Source organism: Chryseobacterium sp. RU33C (assembly GCF_900156015.1).
In the GTDB taxonomy this organism is placed as follows: Bacteria; Bacteroidota; Bacteroidia; order Flavobacteriales; family Weeksellaceae; genus Chryseobacterium; species Chryseobacterium candidae.
This window is the reverse complement of sequence record NZ_FTMT01000001.1, coordinates 328370-352116: the sequence shown is the minus strand read 5'-3', so window position 1 is coordinate 352116 and position 23747 is coordinate 328370. Positions and strand designations below refer to the sequence as shown.

At 36.1% G+C, this 23747-nt stretch carries 23 protein-coding genes; 13 read left to right on the top strand and 10 right to left on the bottom strand.

Annotated elements, in window-relative coordinates; all coding sequences use genetic code 11:
* Positions 1–146: 146 nt before the first annotated feature.
* The 5 genes from BW946_RS01555 to BW946_RS01535 form a co-directional block, all read right to left on the bottom strand.
* Positions 147–2834, bottom strand: a complete 2688-nt coding sequence (locus tag BW946_RS01555) for a PD-(D/E)XK nuclease family protein (protein WP_076594483.1) — start codon at positions 2832–2834, stop codon at positions 147–149.
* A complete protein-coding gene (locus BW946_RS01550) occupies positions 2831–3367 on the bottom strand; it encodes a DUF922 domain-containing protein (RefSeq protein ID WP_076594482.1) in 537 nt (178 codons plus the stop codon). The genes BW946_RS01555 and BW946_RS01550 overlap by 4 nt, the downstream gene beginning before the upstream one ends.
* Positions 3367–3771 carry a hypothetical protein gene (locus BW946_RS01545; RefSeq protein ID WP_076594481.1) on the bottom strand — a complete coding sequence of 135 codons (405 nt, stop codon included), beginning with the start codon at positions 3769–3771 and terminating at the stop codon, positions 3367–3369. The genes BW946_RS01550 and BW946_RS01545 overlap by 1 nt, the downstream gene beginning before the upstream one ends.
* A 62-nt stretch (positions 3772–3833) precedes the next feature.
* On the bottom strand, positions 3834–4469 hold the full coding sequence (rsmG, locus tag BW946_RS01540; protein WP_076594480.1) for a 16S rRNA (guanine(527)-N(7))-methyltransferase RsmG: 636 nt from the start codon (positions 4467–4469) through the stop codon (positions 3834–3836).
* 98 nt (positions 4470–4567) lie between these two features.
* On the bottom strand, positions 4568–5905 hold the full coding sequence (locus BW946_RS01535; protein WP_076594479.1) for a M20/M25/M40 family metallo-hydrolase: 1338 nt from the start codon (positions 5903–5905) through the stop codon (positions 4568–4570).
* Between the two features lie 250 nt (positions 5906–6155).
* On the opposite strand from BW946_RS01535, the gene BW946_RS01530 reads away from it, so the two are divergent.
* From BW946_RS01530 to BW946_RS01510, 5 genes are all read left to right on the top strand, one after another.
* Positions 6156–7349, top strand: coding sequence for a pyridoxal phosphate-dependent aminotransferase (locus tag BW946_RS01530; RefSeq protein WP_076594478.1), 1194 nt, complete (start codon positions 6156–6158; stop codon positions 7347–7349).
* 32 nt (positions 7350–7381) lie between these two features.
* On the top strand, positions 7382–10321 hold the full coding sequence (locus BW946_RS01525; RefSeq protein WP_076594477.1) for a M16 family metallopeptidase: 2940 nt from the start codon (positions 7382–7384) through the stop codon (positions 10319–10321).
* Between the two features lie 149 nt (positions 10322–10470).
* Complete coding sequence (locus BW946_RS01520; RefSeq protein ID WP_034698496.1) at positions 10471–11103, top strand: peroxiredoxin; 633 nt, start codon at positions 10471–10473, stop codon at positions 11101–11103.
* Between the two features lie 126 nt (positions 11104–11229).
* Positions 11230–11538: a thioredoxin family protein gene (locus BW946_RS01515; RefSeq protein ID WP_034698499.1), complete on the top strand. Its 309-nt coding sequence runs from the start codon at positions 11230–11232 to the stop codon at positions 11536–11538.
* Entirely contained in the window at positions 11538–11786 is a 249-nt protein-coding gene (locus tag BW946_RS01510; RefSeq protein ID WP_002980002.1) for a DUF6952 family protein, read from the top strand. Before BW946_RS01515 ends, BW946_RS01510 begins: the two co-directional genes overlap by 1 nt.
* A 248-nt stretch (positions 11787–12034) precedes the next feature.
* Here BW946_RS01510 and BW946_RS01505 read toward each other — a convergent pair whose 3' ends face one another.
* The 3 genes from BW946_RS01505 to BW946_RS01495 are packed head-to-tail and all read right to left on the bottom strand — an operon-like array spanning position 12035 to position 14276.
* Entirely contained in the window at positions 12035–12724 is a 690-nt protein-coding gene (locus BW946_RS01505) for a Bax inhibitor-1/YccA family protein (RefSeq protein ID WP_076594476.1), read from the bottom strand.
* A 33-nt stretch (positions 12725–12757) separates the two neighbouring features.
* A complete protein-coding gene (locus tag BW946_RS01500) occupies positions 12758–13195 on the bottom strand; it encodes a peptidylprolyl isomerase (protein WP_228402409.1) in 438 nt (145 codons plus the stop codon).
* A gap of 46 nt (positions 13196–13241) precedes the next feature.
* Positions 13242–14276 (bottom strand): acyl-CoA reductase, encoded by a 1035-nt coding sequence (locus tag BW946_RS01495; protein WP_076594474.1) that lies wholly within the window; start codon positions 14274–14276, stop codon positions 13242–13244.
* A gap of 59 nt (positions 14277–14335) precedes the next feature.
* On the opposite strand from BW946_RS01495, the gene BW946_RS01490 reads away from it, so the two are divergent.
* From BW946_RS01490 to BW946_RS01455, 8 genes are all read left to right on the top strand, one after another.
* A complete protein-coding gene (locus BW946_RS01490; RefSeq protein ID WP_076594473.1) occupies positions 14336–14686 on the top strand; it encodes a 4Fe-4S binding protein in 351 nt (116 codons plus the stop codon).
* A gap of 106 nt (positions 14687–14792) precedes the next feature.
* Complete coding sequence (serC, locus tag BW946_RS01485; protein ID WP_076594472.1) at positions 14793–15857, top strand: 3-phosphoserine/phosphohydroxythreonine transaminase; 1065 nt, start codon at positions 14793–14795, stop codon at positions 15855–15857.
* Between the two features lie 108 nt (positions 15858–15965).
* Complete coding sequence (locus BW946_RS01480; RefSeq protein WP_076594471.1) at positions 15966–16931, top strand: D-2-hydroxyacid dehydrogenase; 966 nt, start codon at positions 15966–15968, stop codon at positions 16929–16931.
* Between the two features lie 2 nt (positions 16932–16933).
* A complete protein-coding gene (locus BW946_RS01475) occupies positions 16934–18178 on the top strand; it encodes a DUF1015 domain-containing protein (RefSeq protein WP_076594470.1) in 1245 nt (414 codons plus the stop codon).
* Positions 18179–18232: 54 nt separating this feature from the next.
* A complete protein-coding gene (locus BW946_RS01470) occupies positions 18233–19636 on the top strand; it encodes a M28 family peptidase (protein ID WP_083688762.1) in 1404 nt (467 codons plus the stop codon).
* Positions 19637–19638: 2 nt separating this feature from the next.
* Positions 19639–19842: a hypothetical protein gene (locus BW946_RS21580; RefSeq protein WP_076594469.1), complete on the top strand. Its 204-nt coding sequence runs from the start codon at positions 19639–19641 to the stop codon at positions 19840–19842.
* 153 nt (positions 19843–19995) lie between these two features.
* Positions 19996–21354 carry a M20/M25/M40 family metallo-hydrolase gene (locus tag BW946_RS01460; RefSeq protein ID WP_083688761.1) on the top strand — a complete coding sequence of 453 codons (1359 nt, stop codon included), beginning with the start codon at positions 19996–19998 and terminating at the stop codon, positions 21352–21354.
* 1007 nt (positions 21355–22361) lie between these two features.
* Positions 22362–22592: a hypothetical protein gene (locus BW946_RS01455; protein WP_136521593.1), complete on the top strand. Its 231-nt coding sequence runs from the start codon at positions 22362–22364 to the stop codon at positions 22590–22592.
* 274 nt (positions 22593–22866) lie between these two features.
* On the opposite strand, the gene BW946_RS21760 is transcribed toward BW946_RS01455, so the two are convergent.
* Together BW946_RS21760 and BW946_RS01445 are read right to left on the bottom strand one after the other, a co-directional pair.
* Positions 22867–22989, bottom strand: a complete 123-nt coding sequence (locus tag BW946_RS21760; protein WP_262484556.1) for a hypothetical protein — start codon at positions 22987–22989, stop codon at positions 22867–22869.
* Between the two features lie 147 nt (positions 22990–23136).
* Positions 23137–23712 carry a hypothetical protein gene (locus tag BW946_RS01445; protein ID WP_076594466.1) on the bottom strand — a complete coding sequence of 192 codons (576 nt, stop codon included), beginning with the start codon at positions 23710–23712 and terminating at the stop codon, positions 23137–23139.
* Between the last annotated feature and the right edge of the window lie 35 nt (positions 23713–23747).

Genomic DNA, 23747 nt, shown 5'->3' with positions numbered 1-23747 from the left:
TTTTAATATGTAGTAAATATACACAAAAAGTTACCTGCTTAATGGACTATTCTACGAAGTAAATAAATGTATTTCAGTCTATAAATTAAAAAAATATTCCCTCATTTTTCAGATCAGGCATGTTTTCCAATGCATGTCAGCTATTTTTAATACGTTTTTATGGTTTCCACAAAATTGATATCCGGATTCAGGATTTCAAGAATAAGACTTTTGACAGATTTCATGGCATCATCAATATTTCCTTTATCAAACTGTAACGAAACCATTCCCTTTTTAGCGTCTGCAAAACTCCAGATTCCTGTTTCAATCGGGAACCCCAAAAACTCAGGAAGGTGCTGAACAACGTAATGATAAATACAAAGCTGAAGGGCCTGTTTTCTTTCGCTGTTATGAAAATATTTATCTGCATTATCCTGATCAATCTTTACATTGAGATTTTTAATCTTCGCTGTTTTATAATCAATAATTCTTAGAGTACCGTTCAGTTTATCAATCCGGTCAATGAATCCGAAGAAAGAAATCTTATCATTTCCTTCCAGAGGAAAATCTATATTTTCAAATCTTCTTTCGATATCAATAATCTCCAGTTTATTGCCTTGTTTTATCAGCTTAAGATCATGATTCAATATGTTTTCAATTACTTTTTTGGCAATGGCTTTATGGATATAGTTCATCCCTTTTTCATAAAATTCCGGCTGGTGTTTCAGCTTTTCAATGGCAGTATTTATATATTCATCTATTGCTTTAACTGAACTCTTTAAATCACTTTCCTTTAAAACCTTACCCTTCAATACCTCATATACTTCTTGAAGTGAATAATGGACCAGATTTCCATAATTTTTTATCGACAGTTCTTCTTCAATTTCATCTGTTTCCGAGGTATTTAAAATCTTGGAAAGGTAGAAATCGATCGGATTATAAAGATAACTCGTTAAGTGGGAAGCTGATACTTTTTCCTTCCATTTCTGAAGACGCTGCTGCACAATATGTGTCTTTGCAATTTCGATAGGTTTGGTAGTAATAGGCTCCGAAGAATTTTCAATAATGAGATGTTCAATGTCATGAGAACTTTCCATTTCTATCTGTGTAATGAAACGGCTTTTTTCTCCGGTATTTACTCCTGAACTTAATGCGTTGTACAGCAAATGTACATTCTTCGCATCCTGAATCAGCCTGTAAAAGTGATAGGCATAAATGCTGTCATTTTCCAGGAAAGTATGAAGATCAAAGAACCTTCGGATATCAAAAGGAATATAGGTATTCTGAGAGTTTCCAAGCGGAAGTTTTCCTTCGTTTACAGAAAGCAGAATAACGTTTTCAAAGTTCAAAAGACGCGTTTCCAGTAATCCCATGATCTGTAATCCTCTCAATGGTTCTCCCTGAAAATCGATACTTTCAGAGTTGATATGCTGGTTGATCAGAATTTCCAGCGTTTCCATTTTGATCTCAATATTGTAGGGAGTCAGCTGGTTTTTGATGATTCTGAATGCATTTTCAAAGTGAGAGACATTCTCATACTGAATATCGTCTATTTCAAGCCATTTTACCTGCTGGCAGAACCCAATAAGCATATCCAGATAACCATTGGTTCCTGTTGCTTTTTGAAGAAGGCCGTAGTAAGACAGGCCGCCCAGCAGTTCATGTAGAAGTTTCCTGGAAATATAAACAATATTTCTCTCTTCTATTTTAGCTTTAAAATCATTGATAATCTGTTCATCTTCTACAGATTTTGGCAGTTCTTCCAGAATAGGGAAAACATCTCTGTAATAATAAGACAGTTTGTTTTTCTCCAATTGTTTCTGCAGGTAGAAAAGGCGTTTCACGGCATTGGAGAAAGATAAATTTTTCAACGGAAATCCCATTGTAATATTCAAATTATCAACATCATGCATCACATCAAGACTGGCAGGAAGAAGATTTTCATCAAGGAGTACCACTGCCGTATTGGAATAGGTTTTATTATTGATCTCTTTAAAGATCTCAGGTAATACTTTGGTCTGGGTTACATTTCCGGACACTTCGTACACCTTAATTTTTTTAGGCTGATTAAAATCGTCTTCTATCCACTGAAAAGCTCTGTCATCATCAAATTCTTTCCAGGTTTTATGATTCCTGAGAAATTTTCCGGCCTCCTGTCTTTCATCATTGAAGTAATAGCGGTCTGCCTGAAAGAAACACTGAGCTTTATTCCACTGCAAAAGGCTTCTTACAAGCTTTTCCTCTACCGGAGTAAAGGCATTGAAACCACAAAAGACAAATTCTTCTTTGGTATTTTTAGCAAAGTCTACAATCCTGGCTTTAGCCGCCTCGTGAATCATTCCGGTAGTTGCCCAGTTTTTCTCCTGTAGTTTTTCTTTTAAAACAGGGAGAAAAACGTTCATATTCTGCCAGAAATTAAGAAACTTCTTTCTCGGGACATCATCATCTTCTCCAAGGTCCTGCGCCCATTCTTTGATTCTTTCCTCATCAAACATATACTGCAGAACTGCCTGATCGCTATCTGAAAATTTGAGAATATCATCCCAGTCTTTCTGTAAGGTGGGAAACCATTTCAGGAAATCTGAAAAATCATCTCTTGGAATAAGATTCAGGCTTCGGTACACATCAAAAGAGAAAAGCCACAGCGGAATCCCCTGAATCGTCTGTTGATCGGCAATTGTGTTGATGAGTTCCTCAATCGTAAAAAAGTTGGGAAGAAACCCTGAATAATTATTTTCTTCCAGGATCTGTCTGATAAAAACGATAGGACGTTTTCCGGGCAGAATAATATTAAACGCAGAAAGGTCAGTGTTTTGTGCCAGCAGTTCGTGGATGATCTTATTGAGGAATTTCAAAGGGTTTGGTAGCTTTTTAAGTTGTCGAGTTGTTCAGAAATTGAATGATTATATTCGGTTTGCTTTTCTTTATCGAGTCCGTGACGGGTTTCTCTGTCATACGCCATCTGAAAGTTTTTATAATCAACGGATATCCCGTTATAAATTGCTTTGAAATATTTGTTGTAGTCTCCGGAATTTTTAATTTTTTCAGCGACTGCTTTTCGGAATTTTCTCACAAATAATTCTGCAATATCAAAATGCTTCTGCTCATGGAGGAGAATATAATCATCCATTCTTTTGACATCTTTCCATGATTTATCTTCGTGAAAAAGCGTCTTAATAGTAATGGTAACCGGTGCTTTGGGATCGGAAGATTTTACAGAATAAAATTCCCAGCCACAATGGGTGTATGCTGCCACATCAGGATTCTTTTTCTTGTTAACCGGACTTTTAAAGTTATCCCAGGTTAGCTTTCTGCCTTCCTCCCAGAAAATTTTCTGCCCGGATACAGCCTGAACAGCCAATACACATAATACAAAAGTCAATCTCATTATTCCACTACAATTGTTTTGGTAATCCAGTTGTTGCCTCCACTCCAGAATTTAAAAGTATAAGTCCCTTTTCTTTGCGGGCTGAAGTTAATCTGATTTACTCCTACATATTTGCCTTGTGTACAAGGTCCGTCGGTAATGTATTTATAGGAAGTAACTGTTCTTTCCAGACTGGTATTATAAATATAATCATATCCATAAAAACCCTCACAATGAGACGGATACGTGGAATACGTTTTGATGCTTTGTATCGAAAAAACACTCATGGTATCATGAACAATCTTTACGCTGTCTATTTTGATTTTATCAATAGATTCAATGGTATGATAATCGTCATCATTACACGAAACCAGAAGCACGCTCAACACGAATACTGAAAATCCAATATTTAAAAGTTTTTTCATAACCTTTACTTTTCTGATTATTAATAAATATTAGCAAAAATTATTCCTTATTTACATAAAAATCAGGAATTAAAATTACCTTTTGATACATAAACTACTTTCTTGGTATCAAAAAATTCTTCATCAAAATAGTGTTTGAGATTGAAAATTTCACATTTAAGTCCGGCAAGCTCTTCTGCAAGATCACCTCCTTTTAAATATAAAATTCCGTTATGTTTAGGGTTAAACTGTTCTTTTTCAAACTTTCCTTTCAGCCATCTTAAAAATTCAGGCATTTGGGTTACCGCTCTGCTGACAACAAAATGGAATTTTTCTTTCAGCTTTTCTGCTCTTCCATGGATAGCCGTTACATTGGTTAATCCTACTCCTTCCGATACAGCCTGTACTACACTGATTTTCTTACCGATAGAATCAATCAGAGTAAATTCTACCTCAGGAAACAGAATAGCCAGAGGAATCCCAGGAAAACCGCCTCCGGTTCCGATATCCAATACTTTGGTTCCCGGTGCAAATTCCATCACTTTTGCAATTCCCAAAGAGTGCAGAATATGCTTTTCATACAGCGATTCCATATCTTTTCTGGAAATTACATTGATCTTTTCATTCCATTCATTGTACAGATTTTCCAGTTTTGAGAACTGCTCTTTCTGTTTTTCAGTAAGATCCGGGAAATATTTTAATAGTAACGATGCAGACATGTGAATTATTATAAAGCGCAAAAATAAGTTTTATTTCTCTTGTATTCAAATCTACTTTTCCTGATGCAATTGTAAATTCTGGTTTTTATCAAAATCCATTACTTTGCAATACCCGGAATTACAGGCACACTCAGGTTTCCTGACGGACTCACGCTCTGTACAGCAAAAATGTAATTGTCTTTTGAAAGCGGAAGCTTTACAGAAAGTCCTGTTGTAAATATTCTTTTCTGCCATACCGCACTGTCCGTTTCCCTTGCCAGCACATAATATCCTGCCGGAATTCCGGATTTCGGTTTTTCCCAATGTAAAGTTGTTGAGTTGGTCAGCTCTTTCACATCCATTTCAACTTTCTCCGGTTTTGAAGGAGATTTTGCAAGATTGGCAAGGACTACAATATTGGCTGCAACATTCTTTTTCAGGTATTTAAAATCTATAAATTCAGGAAGGTCACCATACTGCTTATTGTTTTCTGTTCTTATATCCTGATGCTGATGGTCGTAGTTTTCATAATATTCAGTCAGTCTTACAGAAGGAAATCCGTTATTCACGAAACTTGTGTGGTCTCCTCCGCGCAAAAATCTGTCATTTCTGTAGATCAGCTTTATCTCCAATCCTTTGACATATTGTTCTGTAATTTCTTTGATATAACGTGCCAGCTGTCTGGATTCACTGTCGTTTTCAAATCCCAGATTCCTGATTGTCATTGCTTTTTTATCGAGGTCTTTGTAAGGCAGCCCTTCACTGAATACACGAAGAATCCGGGTATTGACCTCTCCGGTTTCTCCTTCTTTGGGATTACCGATCATATCATTGTTCAGAACCGCTTCCAGCTGTAAATTTTCTTTTTTCATTTTTTCTGCCAGCTGCTTAGATCCCAATAACGATTGCTCTTCTCCGGAAAAAGCCACAAAAATAATAGATGCCGGAAATGAAGATGTACTCAGTATTCTTGCAGATTCTATCACAGCACTTACTCCACTTCCGTCATCATTGGCACCAGGCGCAGAGGAAGTTCTGTTCATCACATCGCTCACTCTTGAATCCAGATGTCCTCCGATGAGAAAAATCCTTTTGTCGTTCGGATCTGTTCCTTTCAGAAAAGCAACAGCATTTCCAAGATTTACTACGTTGTCTATTCGTTTTCCATCAGGCTGAATATCTTCCTGCTGAAGATATACTTCCATTCTGCCACCGGAATTTTTAGCATAATCGTTGAATTTTCCGATCACCCATTTTCTGGCCGCTCCTATTCCCTGTTCAGGATCATTTGTAGAGCTTAACGTATGCCTTGTTCCAAAACTTACCATTTTCCGGATATAAGATTTTAGAGAATCTTGATTCACCTGACTCACATATTTTTTCACTTCATCATCTTTTGAATGTTTTTGAGAGAAAAAAGAACATGAAATGAGCAATAAAAAAACAGAATATTTCATAGAACTGATGTTAGATTGTTTAAAGATACAAACGCTAAGCTGCAAAATTATTCCCTACAATAATTTATTTTGAATTACGTTTTTTGAGCTAAAATAGTATTAAATTCAATCTCTTACTTCAAAATAAAACATTTTTATAATCCAATATATGATTTGACAAAAAACTGATAAAAATCTTTAAAACACCCTTATTTTTATTACCTCCACACCACGTTTTTATTATATATTTGTTCAAATTCAAAAAAATACAATGGATAAACTTTCAGATAGAGTAAAAAGATTAGGATACTCCCAGACATTTGTAATGTCTAACAAAGCCAGAGAAATGAAAGCAAGCGGAATAGATGTGATCAGCTTAACTCTTGGTGAACCGGATTTCGATGTTCCGGACAATATCAAACAGGCAGCATTCGATGCCATCAATCAAAATTACAGCCACTACTCTCCTGTTCCAGGATTTCCGGAACTGCGTGAGGCTATTGCATATAAATTAAAAAGAGATAATAACCTGGAATACAAATCTACCCAGATCTGTGTTTCCAATGGAGCTAAACAGGCAATTATCAATGTTCTGGCAGCTATTATCAATGATGGTGATGAAGTTCTTCTTCCTGCACCTTACTGGGTAAGCTATGATGAAATGGTAAAAATGATGGGTGGAACTTCTGTAATGCTTTCTACATCTTATGTTACCGATTTCAAAGTGACAGCAGAACAAATTGAAGAAGCTATTACAGAGAAGACCAAAGCAATACTTTTCAGCTCACCGTGCAATCCGTCAGGAGGATATTATACTTATGACGAATTAAAATCTATCGCCAAAGTAATTGCCAAATATCCTCAGATAACGATAATTTCTGACGAAATTTATGAATACATCAATTATGAAACGAATACCACTTCAATTGCCCAGTTTCCTGAAGTCTATGAACAAACGGCCGTAATCAACGGAATGTCAAAAGCATTTGCTATGACCGGATGGAGAATTGGGTATTCTGCATGTCCTGAATGGCTGGCAAAAGCTTGTGAAAAAGTTCAGGGGCAGATGACCAGCGGGGCTAATACAGTAGCACAGAGAGCTTCTATCGTTGCATTGAAAACAGATCCTTCCGAATACAGATATATGATTGATGCTTTCAAAAAAAGAAGAGATCTTGTCTATGAACTGATCAAAGAAATCCCAGGATTCAAAGTAGTGCTTCCAAAGGCAGCTTTCTATTTCTTCCCGGATATTTCGTACTACATCGGAAAAACCCTTGATGGAACAGAAATTAAAGACTCTGACGACTTTGCCATGTTCCTTCTGGAAAATGCTCACGTTGGGTGTGTAGGCGGATTCTCTTTCGGAAGCCCGGAATGCATCAGATTCTCTTATGCCGCCTCTGAAGAAGATTTAAGAGAAGCAATGAAACGAATTAAAGACTTATTGGAAAAATTCAATTAACAAATTAATAATCCAAAATAAACACGACAGCAATGAATCTGTTAAAAAAACTAACCATCGTTACAAGTATTGCCGCTGCAAGTTTTGCAGGGTATGCTTTTGGCCAGGATTTTCAGTGGAAAGAAGCTACTTCCAATGGCTACAAGTACAAATACGTAACCAATGACCCTACTTCTGCAAGGTACTACACTTTGAAAAACGGACTAACGGTTATTTTAAGCCCTACCAATAAGGATCCGAGAATCCAAACGTATATCGCAACAAAAGCGGGAAGTAAAACCGATCCTGCAGATCATACTGGTCTTGCCCATTATCTGGAGCATATGCTTTTTAAAGGAACAAACCAGTTCGGATCTAAAGACTGGGCAAAAGAAAAACCTCTGCTGGATCAGATTGATGCTCTTTACGAAAAGTACAATCAGACCAAGGATGAGGCTAAAAGAAAAGAAATCTATAAAGAAATTGACAGAGTTTCCGGAGAGGCAGCAAAATTTGCAATCGCAAATGAATATGATAAAATGATGGCCGGGATGGGAGCTGATGGAACTAACGCCTTCACTTCTTTTGAACAGACAGTGTACACAGAAGATGTGCCTGCAAATGTTCTTGACAAATTCCTTGCTGTACAGGCTGAAAGATTCAGAGAACCGGTTTTAAGGCTCTTCCACACGGAACTTGAAGCTGTATATGAAGAAAAAAACAGATCACTTGATGATGACGGAGATAAGGTTTTCGACACCATGTTCGCCAATCTTTTCCCTAACAACAATTATGGTAAGCAAACCACCATCGGAACGATTGAACACCTGAAAAACCCTTCTCTACATGCTATCAGAGAATATTATAACAATTATTATGTCCCTAATAACATGGGAATCATTATGTCCGGAGATTTTAATCCGGATGAAGTAATTGCAAAGATTGATAAGGCTTTCTCTTATATGAAGCCTAAAGCCATTCCTGAATATAAAGTGGGACAGGAAAAACCGATTACTGCTCCGATTGTAAAAGAAGTGGTGGGACCGAATCCTGAAAACGTAATGCTTGGGTTCAGATTTCCGGGAGCTTCTACCAAAGATGCAAGAATGCTGAATCTTGTCGGAAATATGCTTACCAACGGACAAGCAGGATTAATTGATCTTGATCTGGTAAAAAAACAGAAATTACTGGGTGCTTACGCCGGATCTTATGCGTTAAAAGATTATTCCGTTTTACTTTTACAAGGAAAACCGACCGAAGGACAGTCTCTGGATGAAGTAAAGAATCTTCTTCTTCAGGAAGTGGATAAGTTAAGAAAAGGAGAGTTTTCTGATGATCTGATTCAATCTATTGTTAACAACGAAAAGAAAGGTATTATTCAGAAAGATGAAAAATATTCGTCAAGAGCAAGTATTCTGATGGATGAATTTACTTCGGATGTTGACCACAAAGCATCGTTGGAATATGTTGACGAAATTTCAAAACTTACCAAGAAAGATATCATGGATTTCGTATCCAAATATCTTCAGAACAATAACTACGTTGCTGTTTACAAAAGAAAAGGAGAAGACAAGAGCATTGTAAAAGTTGATAAACCAACAATTACTCCGGTTTCTGTTAACAGAGAAGACCAGTCTCCTTTCCTTAAGAAGATTGACGAGATGCCTGAAAATCCTATCGCTCCGGTATGGTTGAACTATGACAAAGACATTGCCAAAAATAAATTAGCTGATGTGGATGTACTTTCTGTAAAAAACACAGACAACGCTTTGTTCAGAATGTATTACCACTTTGATTCAGGAAAATGGAACAACAAAATTCTTCCATTGGCAGCTGAATATCTTCAGTACTTAGGAACTAAAGACAAATCTTCCGAGGTAATCAGTAAAGAATTTTACAAACTTGCTTCAAGTTTCAATGTAGGAGCCGGAAATGAAGAAACGTATGTATCTCTGGAAGGCTTAAATGAAAACTTCGATAAAACAATTGCTTTATTTGAAGATCTGATTAAAAACTGTCAGGCAGACCAGGGAGCTCTGGATGCTTACAAAACAAGGCTGAAGAAGGCCAGAGCCAACGCTAAGCAAAATAAAGGAACCATTATGGCCGGATTGAGAAGCTACGCTCAATATGGTGCACAGAATCCTTTCAACAATGTACTGAGCGATGCTGAACTTGATGCTTTAAAAGCAGAAGATCTGATCAATGTTCTTCATGATCTTTTTAATTTCAAGCATAAAGTATTGTATTACGGACCAAAATCAGGAAATGAAGTGGTAGCATCTTTGAAACCTGTCCACAAACTTCCTGCAAGTTTAAAAGATCTCCCTAAGTCTAAAACTTTCGCTCAGATTCCAACTGATAAGAACAAAGTATTATTTGCTCATTATGATATGGTACAGGCTGAAGTGTTCTGGGTAAGAAATTCTGACCAGTATAATCCTTCTACGACTCCAACAGTAAGTTTATTCAACAACTATTTCGGAGGCGGCATGGGATCTATTGTTTTCCAAACGATCAGAGAATCAAAAGCACTGGCTTATTCTACGTATTCCTATTTTGCACTTCCTAGCAAGAAAACAGATAAGGATATGGTAATGGCTTATGTAGGAACACAGGCAGATAAATTCAATGAGTCTACAACGGCTATGAATGAGCTTTTGACTACCCTTCCGAAATCTGAACAGTTATTTGAAACCGCGAAAAGCGGATTGAAAAAATCTATTGCTTCTGAAAGAATCACACAGGACGGAATTATTTTCTCTTATCTGAAATCTCAAAAGCTTGGAAACAACTTTGATATGAGAAAGAATGTCTATGAACAGGCACCAAAATTGTCTTTTACAGACATCAATTCTTTCCACGACAAGGAAATGAAAAATAAGAATTACACATATTGTATTGTCGCTTCCCAAGACAAAGTGAACGAGGAAGATATGAAGAAATTAGGTGAAGTAAAAAAACTTAATTTAACTGAAATATTTGGTTATTAAAATAAACAAAAAGCCCTTATAAACAGGGCTTTTTTATTTAACAGTATACCAAAAACAATTATAGATTTTATTTATCGATTTCAGCTTGTTCGATAGATGAATCTTTTGTATATTTGCACAAGAAATTTAAATATAAAAACAGAAAAATTATGTCTTTAGTAGGAAAAAAATTCCCAAACTTAACAATTGACGCAATGTCTGAGATGGGTGACGATTTAAGAATCAACATCCTTGATGAAGCAGTAAACAACCAGCAAAAAGTTCTTTTATTCTGGTACCCTAAAGATTTCACTTTCGTATGCCCTACTGAGCTTCACGCTTTTCAGGAGGCTTTAGGTGAGTTTGAAAAAAGAAACACTAAAGTAATCGGTGCATCTTGTGATACTAACGAAGTACACTTCGCTTGGTTGAACACACCAAAAGATAACGGAGGGATTGAAGGAGTAACTTACCCGCTTTTAGCTGATACTCACAGACAATTGGCTAACACATTAGGAATTGTTGATCAGGATTTTGAATATGATGAAGATGGAAACGAAGTTTTCACAGGTTCTAACGTAACGTACAGAGCAACTTACCTTATCGACGAAACTGGAAAAATTTTCCACGAAGCGGTAAACGATATGCCTCTGGGAAGAAACGTAAAAGAATTCTTAAGATTAATTGACGCTTACACTCATGTACAAAAGCACGGTGAAGTATGTCCTGCAAACTGGGAAGAAGGAAAAGATGCTATGAAAGCAGACAGAACTTCTACTGCAGAATACTTAGCAAAAAATTAATATCTTAATTTAAATATAACAATGTAACAATCTAACAGTATAACAATTTGAAAAGTCATTTCTTGAATTGTTAGATTGGTCAATTTTTTAGATTGTTACATTGTTTATTTTTTAAAAAATAAACTTATGTACACAGAATTAACCGAAGATACATTACAGAATATAGTTAATGACAACGAAAAAGTAGTTGTTCAATATGGCGCAACATGGTGTGGAAACTGCAGAATAATGAAGCCGAAATTCAAAAAATTAGCTTCTGAAAATGATTCTATTCCATTTTTGTATGTAGATGCTGAAAAGCTTCCTGAAAGCAGAAAATTAGCAAAAGTAGATAACTTACCTACTTTCGCCATCTTTAAAAACGGAGAACTGGTTAATCAGGTTCAATCTAACCAGGCAGAAAGTTTAATTAACCTATTTAACGAATTAGCATAATGAAATTACCCGTAATCAGACAGTTTTATCAGAATCAGACTCCTGAAAACCTTGAAAAAACATTAGAAGTACTGGAAAGTTTCTGCGAGTTCAGAGGAACAAGTGAAGAAGATCTGAATGTTGCAGGAGAGTTGATTACCAACATCTGCGGAGCTTTGGAAGTTCACGCCAACGTACAGAACGGAATGAGCGAGAAAGATGCTTTGAACTCATTTGCACAAAAGGTTTTAGGATCAATCGACAAATAAGATCCTGCGATTTTTCCTAATCAATAGATGATAAAAAACACAATATACAATACCTGAGGTTTTCCTCATTACTATACTTTTTTCTATTCTTTAGAATCTTTATTTACAACTGTAAAATGTACTTCAGAAGACCTTAACCAGTCACATGACGCTGGAAGTTGCATGAAAATTTCAAAAGAATAACCAATTAAAATCCTGGTGAAAATATCACCAGGACTATAATTTTAAAAGATAAGAGACAGCTCCTATTAGTTTCTTCTGTTCATCAGAATACTTAGAATATACCAGAATAAAAGCATAATGGAAGCAAAAAGCTGTAATGCCGCTCCTACATATTGGTTCGTTCCATAAGAATCTTTCAATTTACTTGTCTGATATAAAATAGTAGCTGAAGCCAAAATTACCATTCCAACAGAGAACCACAATCCAAGGTTAAAACCGAAGATCATCCCTCCTACAATAAGTCCGATAGAAATAAATCCACCGATTACAATGATATTTCTTAAAAAAGAAAAATCTCTTTTAGAAGTGAATGCTACTGCAGAAATACCTGCAAACATTGCAATCGTTAAAGTAGCAGCCTGGAAAATTAGATTAGCTCCTCCTTCAATATTAGTCGCAATAAAAAGCAGTGGCATGAAAATAATTGCCTCTAGTAAAATGTAAAATCCTAATCCCATATATTGGGTAGATTTACTTTGTGAAAGAGACCATTTGGAGGCTAAAACAGAAGCCAGCCAGAAAACCCCGATAATTAGTAACCAGATATATTTTTGTTCGAACATCATGAAAATGACTTCTTTCGGAACAGTTTTTAATAATATGGTTTCAACTCCAATAAATGCAAGAATCGATAATGCAACATGCAGATACGTCTTCTTGTAAAAATTCGCTTTCTCCACATCCGAAGAATGAGCGACTAAAACATCTGTCATCATAGTTAATATTTTTTTATTTAATCGAAAATAAGTTTATTTTGCCGGCAATACACCCAAAATCTTTCCATCATCTTCAAATACAGCCGTTATAGCTTCTTTCGAAGAAGATTCTCCTGAATATTTATATTTAATACTTGGATGATTCAAACCATCCATCGTTTTATAATATCCTGCCTTTAAGATTTCAAGCTTTTTATTGGGATCAATGCCATCTTTAACTTTTTTAAGAACATTATCCGTCACAATTTCCTTCACTTTCTCAGAAAGCAGCCCATCAATAGTCTTTCGGTCAGATGCCTGTAAAGCATCAATAAACTTAAGAAAGTTATCATTATACAAACTGATATTTTCCTTACTGATACTAGCCTGCTGCTCTTTTTTGGGTCCGTTTTCAACCTTTGCTCCGGCGACTTTCTGTGCAAAAATCAACTGCCCGCCCACAAGAGCAAGTCCCAGCAATAATTTTTTCATAGTATTCATTTTGTTCTGGTGAAATAAGTGATGGAAGATACGAAAATCAGACCAGTTCTAAAAATTTCATTGTATCTACATTATCTGCATACGTATCAAGTCCCGGATTTTGTGCTTCACCAAAAGGAATGGCATTCATTTTCAATTCCTCTTTTGCCACTACACACTGAATATTTTCTTCATTTTCTGCAATAAAGTTTTTCACATCATCTAATGATTCATATCTGCTGAAATTGATTACAGAAAGCGGACTGAACAGCTTATCATCCTCTTTCAGCATGACAAAATTGTTATCCCAGAACTTATCCTGATTTAAAAGATAAACCGCTCTGTTATAATCATAATTGTTGGCATATTTATTATGGTTGATAATATCCTGGTATCCTAAGAAATTTTCAAACAATCTGTCTATCACAAAATCCTGCGGAATGAAAATTCTCGTCACATTTCTGCATCCTAATCCAAAATACTGGAAAATATCTTTCGCCAGAAGCTGCAGTTCCTCATCCGTTTCATCACCTTTCAAAACCGCAACAGAGGTTCTGTTTTTACGGATAATACTTAAATGATTCTTGAAATAATATTCCAGATATCTCGCTGTATTATTACTTCCCGTAGCAATAACTGCATCAAAATTCTCCAATTTTTCAACAAATTCAAAAGCTACATTTCCATTGGAAAGCTCATTCCACTTCTTTAATAAAAACGGAATCATATACTTATCCTTTGAAGATAATTTAATGACAGGGATATGATTGCTCAAGATAACAGAAAGCACGTCATGAAAACCAACCAAAGGAATATTTCCCGCCAGAATAAGTCCAACTCTTTTTGAAATTTTTGATATTGAATAATTTCCAAGCCAGTTCTTAATGTTTTCTCCAGTGAGAAGATCTGTCCATTGCTGTAAAGCAAATTTCTGATTATCAATGGTAAACCACGGATTCTCTATTTCTGATCTTTTTAACAATAATTCAATATCAGAATCATCTTCATTGTGATCTTCCGGTTTTTTCGCTAAAAACGCTTTTATATAATCACTTAATTTAATAAGTCCTAAAACTTGATTTTCGGTATTCATAATTACTTTAAAATTGGGTAAAATTTTGTAATTTTGTGCAAATTTAAAAAAAATTAGCGATGGCTATTAAAATAACTGATGAATGCATTAACTGCGGGGCTTGTGAACCAGAATGCCCAAACAATGCAATATATGAAGGAGCTGTAGATTGGAAAGCTTCTGACGGTACGGCTCTTCAAGGTACAATTACTCTGCCGTCCGGACTTACTGTAGACGCCAATTCACCACAGGAACCCGTAAGTGATGATGTATACTTCATTGTAACAGATAAATGTACAGAATGTAAAGGATTCCACGAAGAGCCTCAGTGTGCAGCGGTATGTCCTGTAGACTGCTGTGTGCCTGATGAGGATCACGTAGAATCTGAAGAAGCTCTTCTTAATAAAAAAGCATTCTTACACGGCGAATAAAAAATTCCGTCTCATTTCCGTGAGGCGGTTTTTTTGACCCAAAATCCAATAAATCAAAATAAAGCAAAGGGGATTTAAAACCCTGAAGCATCAAAAAAAATAAAATATGAACAAAAAGCACAACTTCAGCGCAGGACCATGTATTTTACCACAAGAGGTATTTGAAAAATCAGCAAAGGCTATCCTGGATTTTAACGATATCGGATTGTCTCTTCTTGAAATTTCTCACAGAAGCAAGGATTTCGTTGCGGTAATGGACGAAGCGCGTGCCATTGTAAAAAGATTGATGAATCTTGGTGATGATTATGAAGTACTTTATTTAGGGGGTGGTGCCAGCCTTCAGTTTGCAATGGTTCCTTACAACCTGATGAAAGTAGGCGGAAAAGCAGCTTACCTGGATACGGGAACATGGGCAGCCGGAGCCATCAAAGAAGCAAAAAAAGTAGGAACAGTAGATGTGGTAGGTTCTTCAAAAGAAGAAAACTATTCTTTTATTCCTAAAGACTATACGGTAGGTGCAGAATATGATTATTTCCACTGTACCTCCAACAATACCATCTACGGAACTCAAATGAAATCTTTCCCTGAAGTGGATACCCTGATGGTATGCGATATGAGTTCTGATATTTTCTCAAGACAGCTGGATTTTTCCAAGTTTGACCTGATCTACGCCGGTGCTCAAAAAAACATGGGGCCTGCAGGAGTTACTCTTGTAGTTATCAAAAAAGAAATTCTTGGTAAAACAGGAAGAGAAAATATGTTTTCTATTCTGGATTATTCCCAGCACATTGCTAAAGAATCTATGTACAATACTCCACCGGTATTCCCTGTATATGCTTCTTTACTTACCCTTCAATATCTTGAAAGAAATGGAGGAATTGCTGCTGCGGAACAAAGAAATGAAGCTAAAGCACAACTTTTATATAACGAGATTGACAGCAACCCGTTTTTCGAAACTTTCTGCGTAAAAGAAGACCGTTCACTCATGAATGTTTCTTTCAAAATTACAGACGAAAGCAGGAAAGAGGAATTTGACAACGCATGGAAAGCAGCCGGGATCAGCGGATTGAACGGACACAGAAGCCTGGGCGGATACAGAGCTAGTTTATACAATGCTTTACCTATCGAAAGCGTACAGGTTTTGGTGGATGTAATGAAGTCAATAAAATAGCTTATATTAGGCGACCGAAAAATAAAAGGATATCAGACAAAAGATGTCGGATAACAGACCTCAAAATCTAACTTCTGACATCTTCAATCTAACATCAATAAAATACTCATGAAAGTTTTAGCAAACGACGGAATTTCAAAAGCAGGAGAAAATACTCTAAAAGAGGCAGGAATTGAAATTCTCGACAATAGAGTGGCTCAGGATCACGTTATTAATTTTATCAACGATAATAATGTGGATGTTCTTCTGGTAAGAAGTGTAACGAAAGTAAGACAGGATCTGATGGATGCGTGTCCCGGCCTTAAAATTATCGGAAGAGGCGGTATCGGAATGGATAATATTGATGTAGAATATGCCAAAAGTAAAGGTATCAAAGTAATCAATACGCCTACAGCATCTTCAAAATCAGTGGCAGAACTGGTTTTTGGCCACTTTATTTCACTGGCGAGATTCCTTCACGAATCTAACAGACTGATGCCTCTGGAAGGAGAAACTCACTTCAACGCCATGAAAAAGTCATTCAGCAATGCCTATGAACTTTCAGGAAAAACATTAGGAGTTATCGGTTTTGGAAGTATTGGCCAGGAAGTTGTAAAAATAGGAATTGCTTTGGGAATGAAAGTAACCGTTCTGACCAGAAGCCCGAAAACAGAAGTTCTTACGCTGAACTTCTTCGACGGACAGTCTGTGAACTTTGAAATCACCTCCACCAATGATATGGATGCATTCCTTAAAGAGGCGGATTTCATCAGTATCAATACGCCGAAAACGAATGAGTATATTATAGATACCCCTCAGTTTGAAACAATGAAAGATGGTGTCTATATTGTAAATACTGCAAGAGGAGGTGTCATCAATGAAGTGACCCTTATCGATTATATCGAATCAGGAAAAGTAGCAGGAGCAGCATTGGATGTTTTTGAAAATGAACCGAACCCTGAACTACCGCTGCTGATGAACCCTGCATTATCACTTTCACCTCATGTAGGAGGCAATACAGTAGATGCGCAAGAGAAAATCGGTATCGAACTTGCAGAACAAATTATTAAGCTACAAAAAGAAACTATAAGATAAATATGCCTGTTTTTAAACCTTTCCGTGGAATAAGACCTCATAGAGACTTTGAGAGTACTTTCCCTACCCATCCACTGGATAATTTCACCCAGGAAGAGATCGCAGAGAAGGCTCAAGTTGAAAATACTTACATCAATATGATTAAACCTTATGTTGTAAGTAAATCCAAAGATATTGACCGAAACCTTCGAAAGATCCGTTCTACCTTTGAAGAACTTCTGGAAGAAAAGAAATTGGTCCAGGACAATTCGTCTTACTATCTTTATGAGCAGATCTACCCCAACAAACAGATGTTCAGAGGACTTCTGGGGTTGGCAAGTATTGAAGATTTCTGGAATGGAAAAATCAAAAGACATGAAAGTACCATCCCTCAGAAAAAGGAAAAACTGGCTCACTACCTTGAAAAAGTAAACCTGCAGGCAGAACCTGTACTTCTTACCTACCCTGCCAATTCAAAAATTGAATTGCTGATGAACCATGAGGAAAAAAATGTTCCTATCTTCAATCATGTGGATTCTATGGGGATCAGACATAAAATCTGGAGAATAGACAATCGTCTGAAGCTACAGCAGTTTAAAGAAGTTATTGATCAGATTGATTCATTTTATATTGCTGACGGACACCATAGAATTGGTTCTACAGCAATGAATGCCAAACATCATAAGGAGAAAAACAAAAAACATAATGGTACAGAGCTTTACAACTTTGTATATAGTTTCATTGTTTCCAACCAGTCGATAAAGATTCATGATTACAACAGAATCTTACATGATCTGAATGGTATTTCTCCGGCAGATTTCCTGAAAGAACTTGAGAAATATTTCCTGATTCACGAAAAAGGAGAAGCATCATACTACCCTTCTCAAAAATTCCATATTTCAATGTATATGGATGGGAAGTTCTATTCTCTTCACGTGAAGCACGATCTTCGTTCCAAAGAAATGTCTCTGGACAATCTGGATCACCATCTTTTAGATAAGTATATTTTCAAAAATATTCTGAAAATTGAAGATCCGGACAGCTCTGAACTCATCTCTTACGTAAAAGGAACGTCAAACATTAATGGAATCAATCTTTTAAAAGAAAAAGTAGACAATGGTGAAGGTAAGGTTGGTTTCGGAATTTATCCTGTAAGTTTTAATGATATGATTAAAATTTCAGACCTGAAATTAAGCATGCCTCCAAAATGTACATTTATTGAGCCAAAATTAATTACAGCTCTTTTAATGTACGATATGAAACCTTAATAAATTCCTATTTTTTCCCTACTTTTATCAACGGAAAAGATAAGTAAATAATAAATGAAAAAAATATTCATTATACTTCCACTCTTTTTGAGTGGATTTTTATTTTCTCAAAAAAAACCACAAAAAAACCCGGCAAAAAAAGGGACTATTGCCAGATTTAACTATCATGATGAATTCCGAAAAATTTCAGATGAAATTATGACCAACGGCACTGCTTATGATAATCTCGGGGAACTTACCAAAGGCATAGGCCCACGTTTCAGTGCAACTCCCGGATATGCAAAAGCCGTAGAATGGGCAGAAAAAAAGTTCAAAGAAATCGGGATTAATATGATCTGGAGACAGGAAGCCAAAGCACCAGTCTGGATCAGAGGAAAAGAATCTTTACAAATCAAATCCGGAAATGGAGATTGGAAAAGCATCAGAATGCTTTCTTTCGGAAATTCTGAAGGAACAGGCGGAAAAGATCTTGTGGGCGAAATCGTTTTAATCAATTCCACATCAGAGCTGAATGCCATGTCAATAGGCCAGTTAAAAGATAAAATAGTTTTTGTGAATGTTCCTATGGATCCGAAAATTATTAATACAAGTGATTCCTATTTACAGGCCGCAAAATCAAAACTAATTTCCGCTTCAGTAATTGCTAAAACAGGTGCAAAAGCATTAATCATAAGATCACTGACAACAGCCAATGATGATACTCCTCATGCCAAGATGATTTACTACGAACCTGATGATAAAGTTAAAATTCCGGCTTTATCAATTGGTGTAAGATCTGCAGATGAGTTGGAGAAGACATTAAAGAAGCAAAAAGTTACGGCTAAAATCAACATGACCGCCGAATCAAAAGGTGATACTACAAACCCCAATATCATTGCTGAAATTGGAGGTAAAAAAGATTCTAAAGTAATTGTTTTAGGTGCTCAGCTTGATTCTTGGGACGTTGGCGAAGGTGCAGTGGATGACGGAACAGGAGTTGTGCAGTGCATCGAAGTATTAAGGACACTGAAAGCGCTTGGATATGAAAACAACCACACTATCCGTGTCGTTCTGTACGCCAACAGTGAAAACGGAGGACAAGGCCGTGAGATGTATGCTGCTTATGTAAAAAAGAAAGACGAAAAACATGTATTTGCCTTAGGGACTGATGCGGGAGGATATTCTCCACGAGGTTTCTCTTTGGACATGCCACCTCAGAGAAGAAGACTGGTGTATCCCTGGAAAGAATATTTTCTTCCTTATGGGGTTTATGATTTCGACCAGACAGAAGCCATTCAGGATATTTCACCTTTAAAAAAACTGGATATTCCTTTAGCAGAAATTGTCGTGGACACACAGAGGTATTTTGATTATCACCACTCCGAACAGGATACTTTTGACAAAGTAAATAAAAGGGAGCTTCTTCTTGGAGCAGTCGCCATCACACAGATGATTTTTATGGTTGATAAAAACTGGTAACAATGAAAAAGATAGCAGGAACGGCATTATTATTTTTCGGAATGGCTGTTTTTGACCAGACTAAAGAAGATTATATCCAGTTCAGAAAAATCTCAACAGAAATCCTGAACAACGGAAAAGGTTACCATGAGCTGAAAGAGAAACATATTTTCGCCCTGAATCTGATGCCGGAGGTTTTTCTCCACGTGGAATGTATACGAAAATGAATGAACCTCAATTAAACCAGATCAAAAGATCGCTATTTTAACAGCCACCATACCGAACAGGATACTTTTGAAAAAGTGAACCGAAGAGAATTACTATTAGTTTCTGCGGTGATGACACAACTTATTTATATGATTGATAAAAATTGGTAAACAATGAAAAAGATACTAGGAACTTCATTATTGCTTTTTGGAATGGTTGCTTTTGGCCAGTCTAAAGAAGATTCTGTCCAGTTCAGAAAAATTTCTACAGAAATTCTGAACAACGGAAAAGGATATACAGAGCTGAAAGAGCTTACAAAAAATATAGGCCACCGCTTAAGCGGATCCGAGGCCTATGAAAAATCTGTTAAATGGGCAGAACAGAAACTTCGTGATGCCGGAGCTGATAAAGTATGGCTTCAGGAAGTCATGATTCCGGTATGGGAAAGAGGAAAAGAATCTCTGAACATTCAAACCTCCAGTGGAAAATGGAAAAGCCTTAAAATGCTTTCCCTTGGGAATTCTGAAGGAACCGGCGGAAAAGATGTTTCCGGAGAAATCATCATGGTGAAATCTATGGAAGAATATGACAAACTTCCTGCTGAAAAAGTGAAAGATAAAATAGTATTCTTCAACTACCCTTTCAGCCAGTCATTTGTAGAGACTTTCAAAGCCTATGGTGATGCTTCAAAATACAGAACAACAGCAGCTTCGTTAACCGCTAAAAAAGGAGGAAAATTTGCCATCGTAAGATCTTTGTCTTCTGCTTTTGATGACGTGCCTCACACCGGAGCAATGCGCTATGAAGAGAAAGTTTCCAAAATACCTGCGATAGCCATCGGAAGTACGACCGCAGATGAACTGGAGACCTTACTGAAAAGCCAGAAAGTTACGGCAAAACTTAACTCCAACTGTGGAATGAAAGGAGAAAAACTATCCCATTCTGTGATTGGGGAAATTACGGGTAAAAAGGATCAGAGTGTGATTGTTGTTGGTGGCCACCTTGATTCCTGGGATGTTGGTGAAGGTGCTCATGATGACGGAGCCGGAATTGTACAAAGCATTGAAGTTTTGAGAACCTTTAAAAAGTTAGGCATTCAGAATAACCATACCATCAGAGTGGTCTGTTTCGCCAATGAAGAAAACGGAGTAAAAGGCGGTATTCAATATGGAAAAACAGTAAAAGAGAAAAACGAAAAACATCTCTTTGCGATAGAAACAGATGCCGGAGGTTTTGCACCGAGAGGAATTGCCCTGGATATGGATGATGCGAAAAGAAATCAGATCAAAAGCTGGTCGAATTTATTCCTTCCCTACGGAGTTTACAATTTTGAAGAGCGATTTTCAGGAACAGATCTTTATCCGCTTCACGATATGGGAATTCCGGCAGCCGAGCTAATGCCGGATTCGCAGCGATATTTCGATATTCATCACACGGAAGAAGATACTTTCGAAAAGGTGAACCGAAGAGAACTTTTACTGGGAGCCACTGCTTTGACCCAGATTATTTATATGATTGATAAAAACTGGTAAAATATGAAACCGTCTGTAAAGGCGGTTTTCTTATTATAATATTATATCACTCTTTAATTCAATAGGAACGGAATTTATTTTTTAATCAATGAATTTCACATTATTCCATTAGTGAAATTTGTGGAAAAATATTGGTGGTATTTGTGGTTATTAAAATTAAACACAAATTACACCAATGATTTCACGAATAACACAAATTCAATAGGAACTGACTATAATCCTCAGCTTACACGAAGGAAGCCTGTTGATCTTTATAGAAATCTACCACCTGCTTTAACCAAAACATAGAACCAACTTGTTTAAAAAGCTGTGATCTTTCAAATAAAAAACTACTCTAAAATCTGCGTGATATTATTTCACAATCAGTAATTACCTATTAAATGATCTTTTAAATCTTCCTCATTCATTTTTTCATTATTCTACAAATATTTTAAGTTACATAAAAATATAATCTCACCGTAATATTTTCTTCACTTCAGATCATTCAAGTTTAAAAATAGAAAATTTTTCTTTGTTTAAGGAAATAATAGATGAAAACATGCTTCAATACTGACCTCATCAATCCCGTGAAACAAAGTGTTAATCGCAAAAACAGAACTTTGGCATGATATTGGCATCTGATTTTGTGAAAAAAATTTAAAAAAAACACTAAGGATGAAAAAAAAGGTTTTCTGTGGATTTTCAGTTTTTCCACCGATTCAAATTCATATCTAGTATATGATCCTTTTTTTTCTACGATGCCGTAAAAGATACGGGTCCGTGATTAGCTAACCCCCGTTAGTTTTTCACAGCAGTTTTGCACCCCGTATCTAACTGGTATCACAATAACCAAGAATCTTTATTGATTCGAAAAAACAAAAATATCCCGGACTTTGTGCCCGGTGTTATGATATAAATAAATGGCAAAGTCATCGTGAACCTTAGCCCAGTAAAGGAATTTATTCTTTTTACCGTGATGAGTGTGCCTTTATACTATAAATTAATGTATAACCCTTAAAATGTTAGTAATGATGAGAGACTTTTTTGAAATGATTTTTAAGAGAAATGAAGATGCTGCAAAATTGCATATATGGAGCCTAATGCTGGTGTTGAGTTTTGCTGCATTTTCAGTGTTGGTATACGCCTTAAAACCAAGCTTTAACAGCTTAATTATATACCTGACGGCATTTGCCGCTTATATCGGGTTTGGCCTTGTATTCATCAGTTCTTTAGCGGGAACGCGTATGAAGAAAAGATAGCAGAACATATAACTTTTCAATTTATTTTACTGAGAAAACCGTCCTTTTTTGGGGGCGGTTTTTGTTTACAGTCTTACCTCATTTAGTATTATAAATAAGAATCCAGTAATTCCTAACAAAAAAAGCTACTCCTTCCGGAGCAGCTTCCGATAACAAAGTTATCTTAACATCGTAAAAACTTATTCTTTAAACAGATCCTTTCTTATTTCTTCAAGGATTTTCCTGATTTCTGATTTCTTCTTCAACCTTTTTCAACAGGCTCTTCTCTGAAAGTTTAGCAGAGGGCTTTTATTCCAAAGGCTTCGTCTGTTTTTGCAAATTCAGGATGCATACCGTGTTCTTTACACACTTCAGATTCTATTTCGTTCTTTATTTGAGTATAGTTCAGGTCAAACATATTCTTGTATTTTGTTCTTTTAATTGCATGATAAAGATAGAAGTAATAAAGCCTTGCCGAAATCCGTATTTCTACGGTATTTACAAAACAAAAAAACTGCTTTTTCAAGCCATATAATCTCAACTATAAAGCTAATGCTTAACCCCTTTAGAATTTATCCAGAATTTTCTTCGGTAAAACGTTCAAAAGTTCTTTCTTATATTGCTTTTCAAGAATCACAAATTTCCATGCTTTTTTATCTTTTGAAACTGCACAGGCCTTCATATTAGCATTGATGAGATACGAACCTTCATTGGCCAGATATTTAACATTATTTGCACCATATTTAGCTTTTAAAGCACTGTTCATTTTCTTTTTTATTTCATCGTTTAATGAACTTACATTACATTTCAGTTTCAAAAAATAATGGGTAATAGAAAAATATTCACCGGTAATGAGTTCAGGTTTTTCAATATTTCCAAACTTCAGATCCTGTACTTCAATTTTCATGAATGGATTGTTATAGGTCATATTCAAAATCTGCGTCATTTGTTCTTTTGAAACTATAGTGAAGTACTTTGGATATATACAGCTTACTGCCTGATCTATCTGTTTAGATTGAATACCGTTTATAAAATAGGTAAGCGACTTTTTTATCGCAGCGTCATCAGGATTTGCCTTAGTCTGCGAAAAAGTCATAGACGACAGCAGAACGAACAGAAACAGAAGCGATTTGGTTTTCATTTTTTTGATTGTTACGAGTTTTAAGATTAATTTGT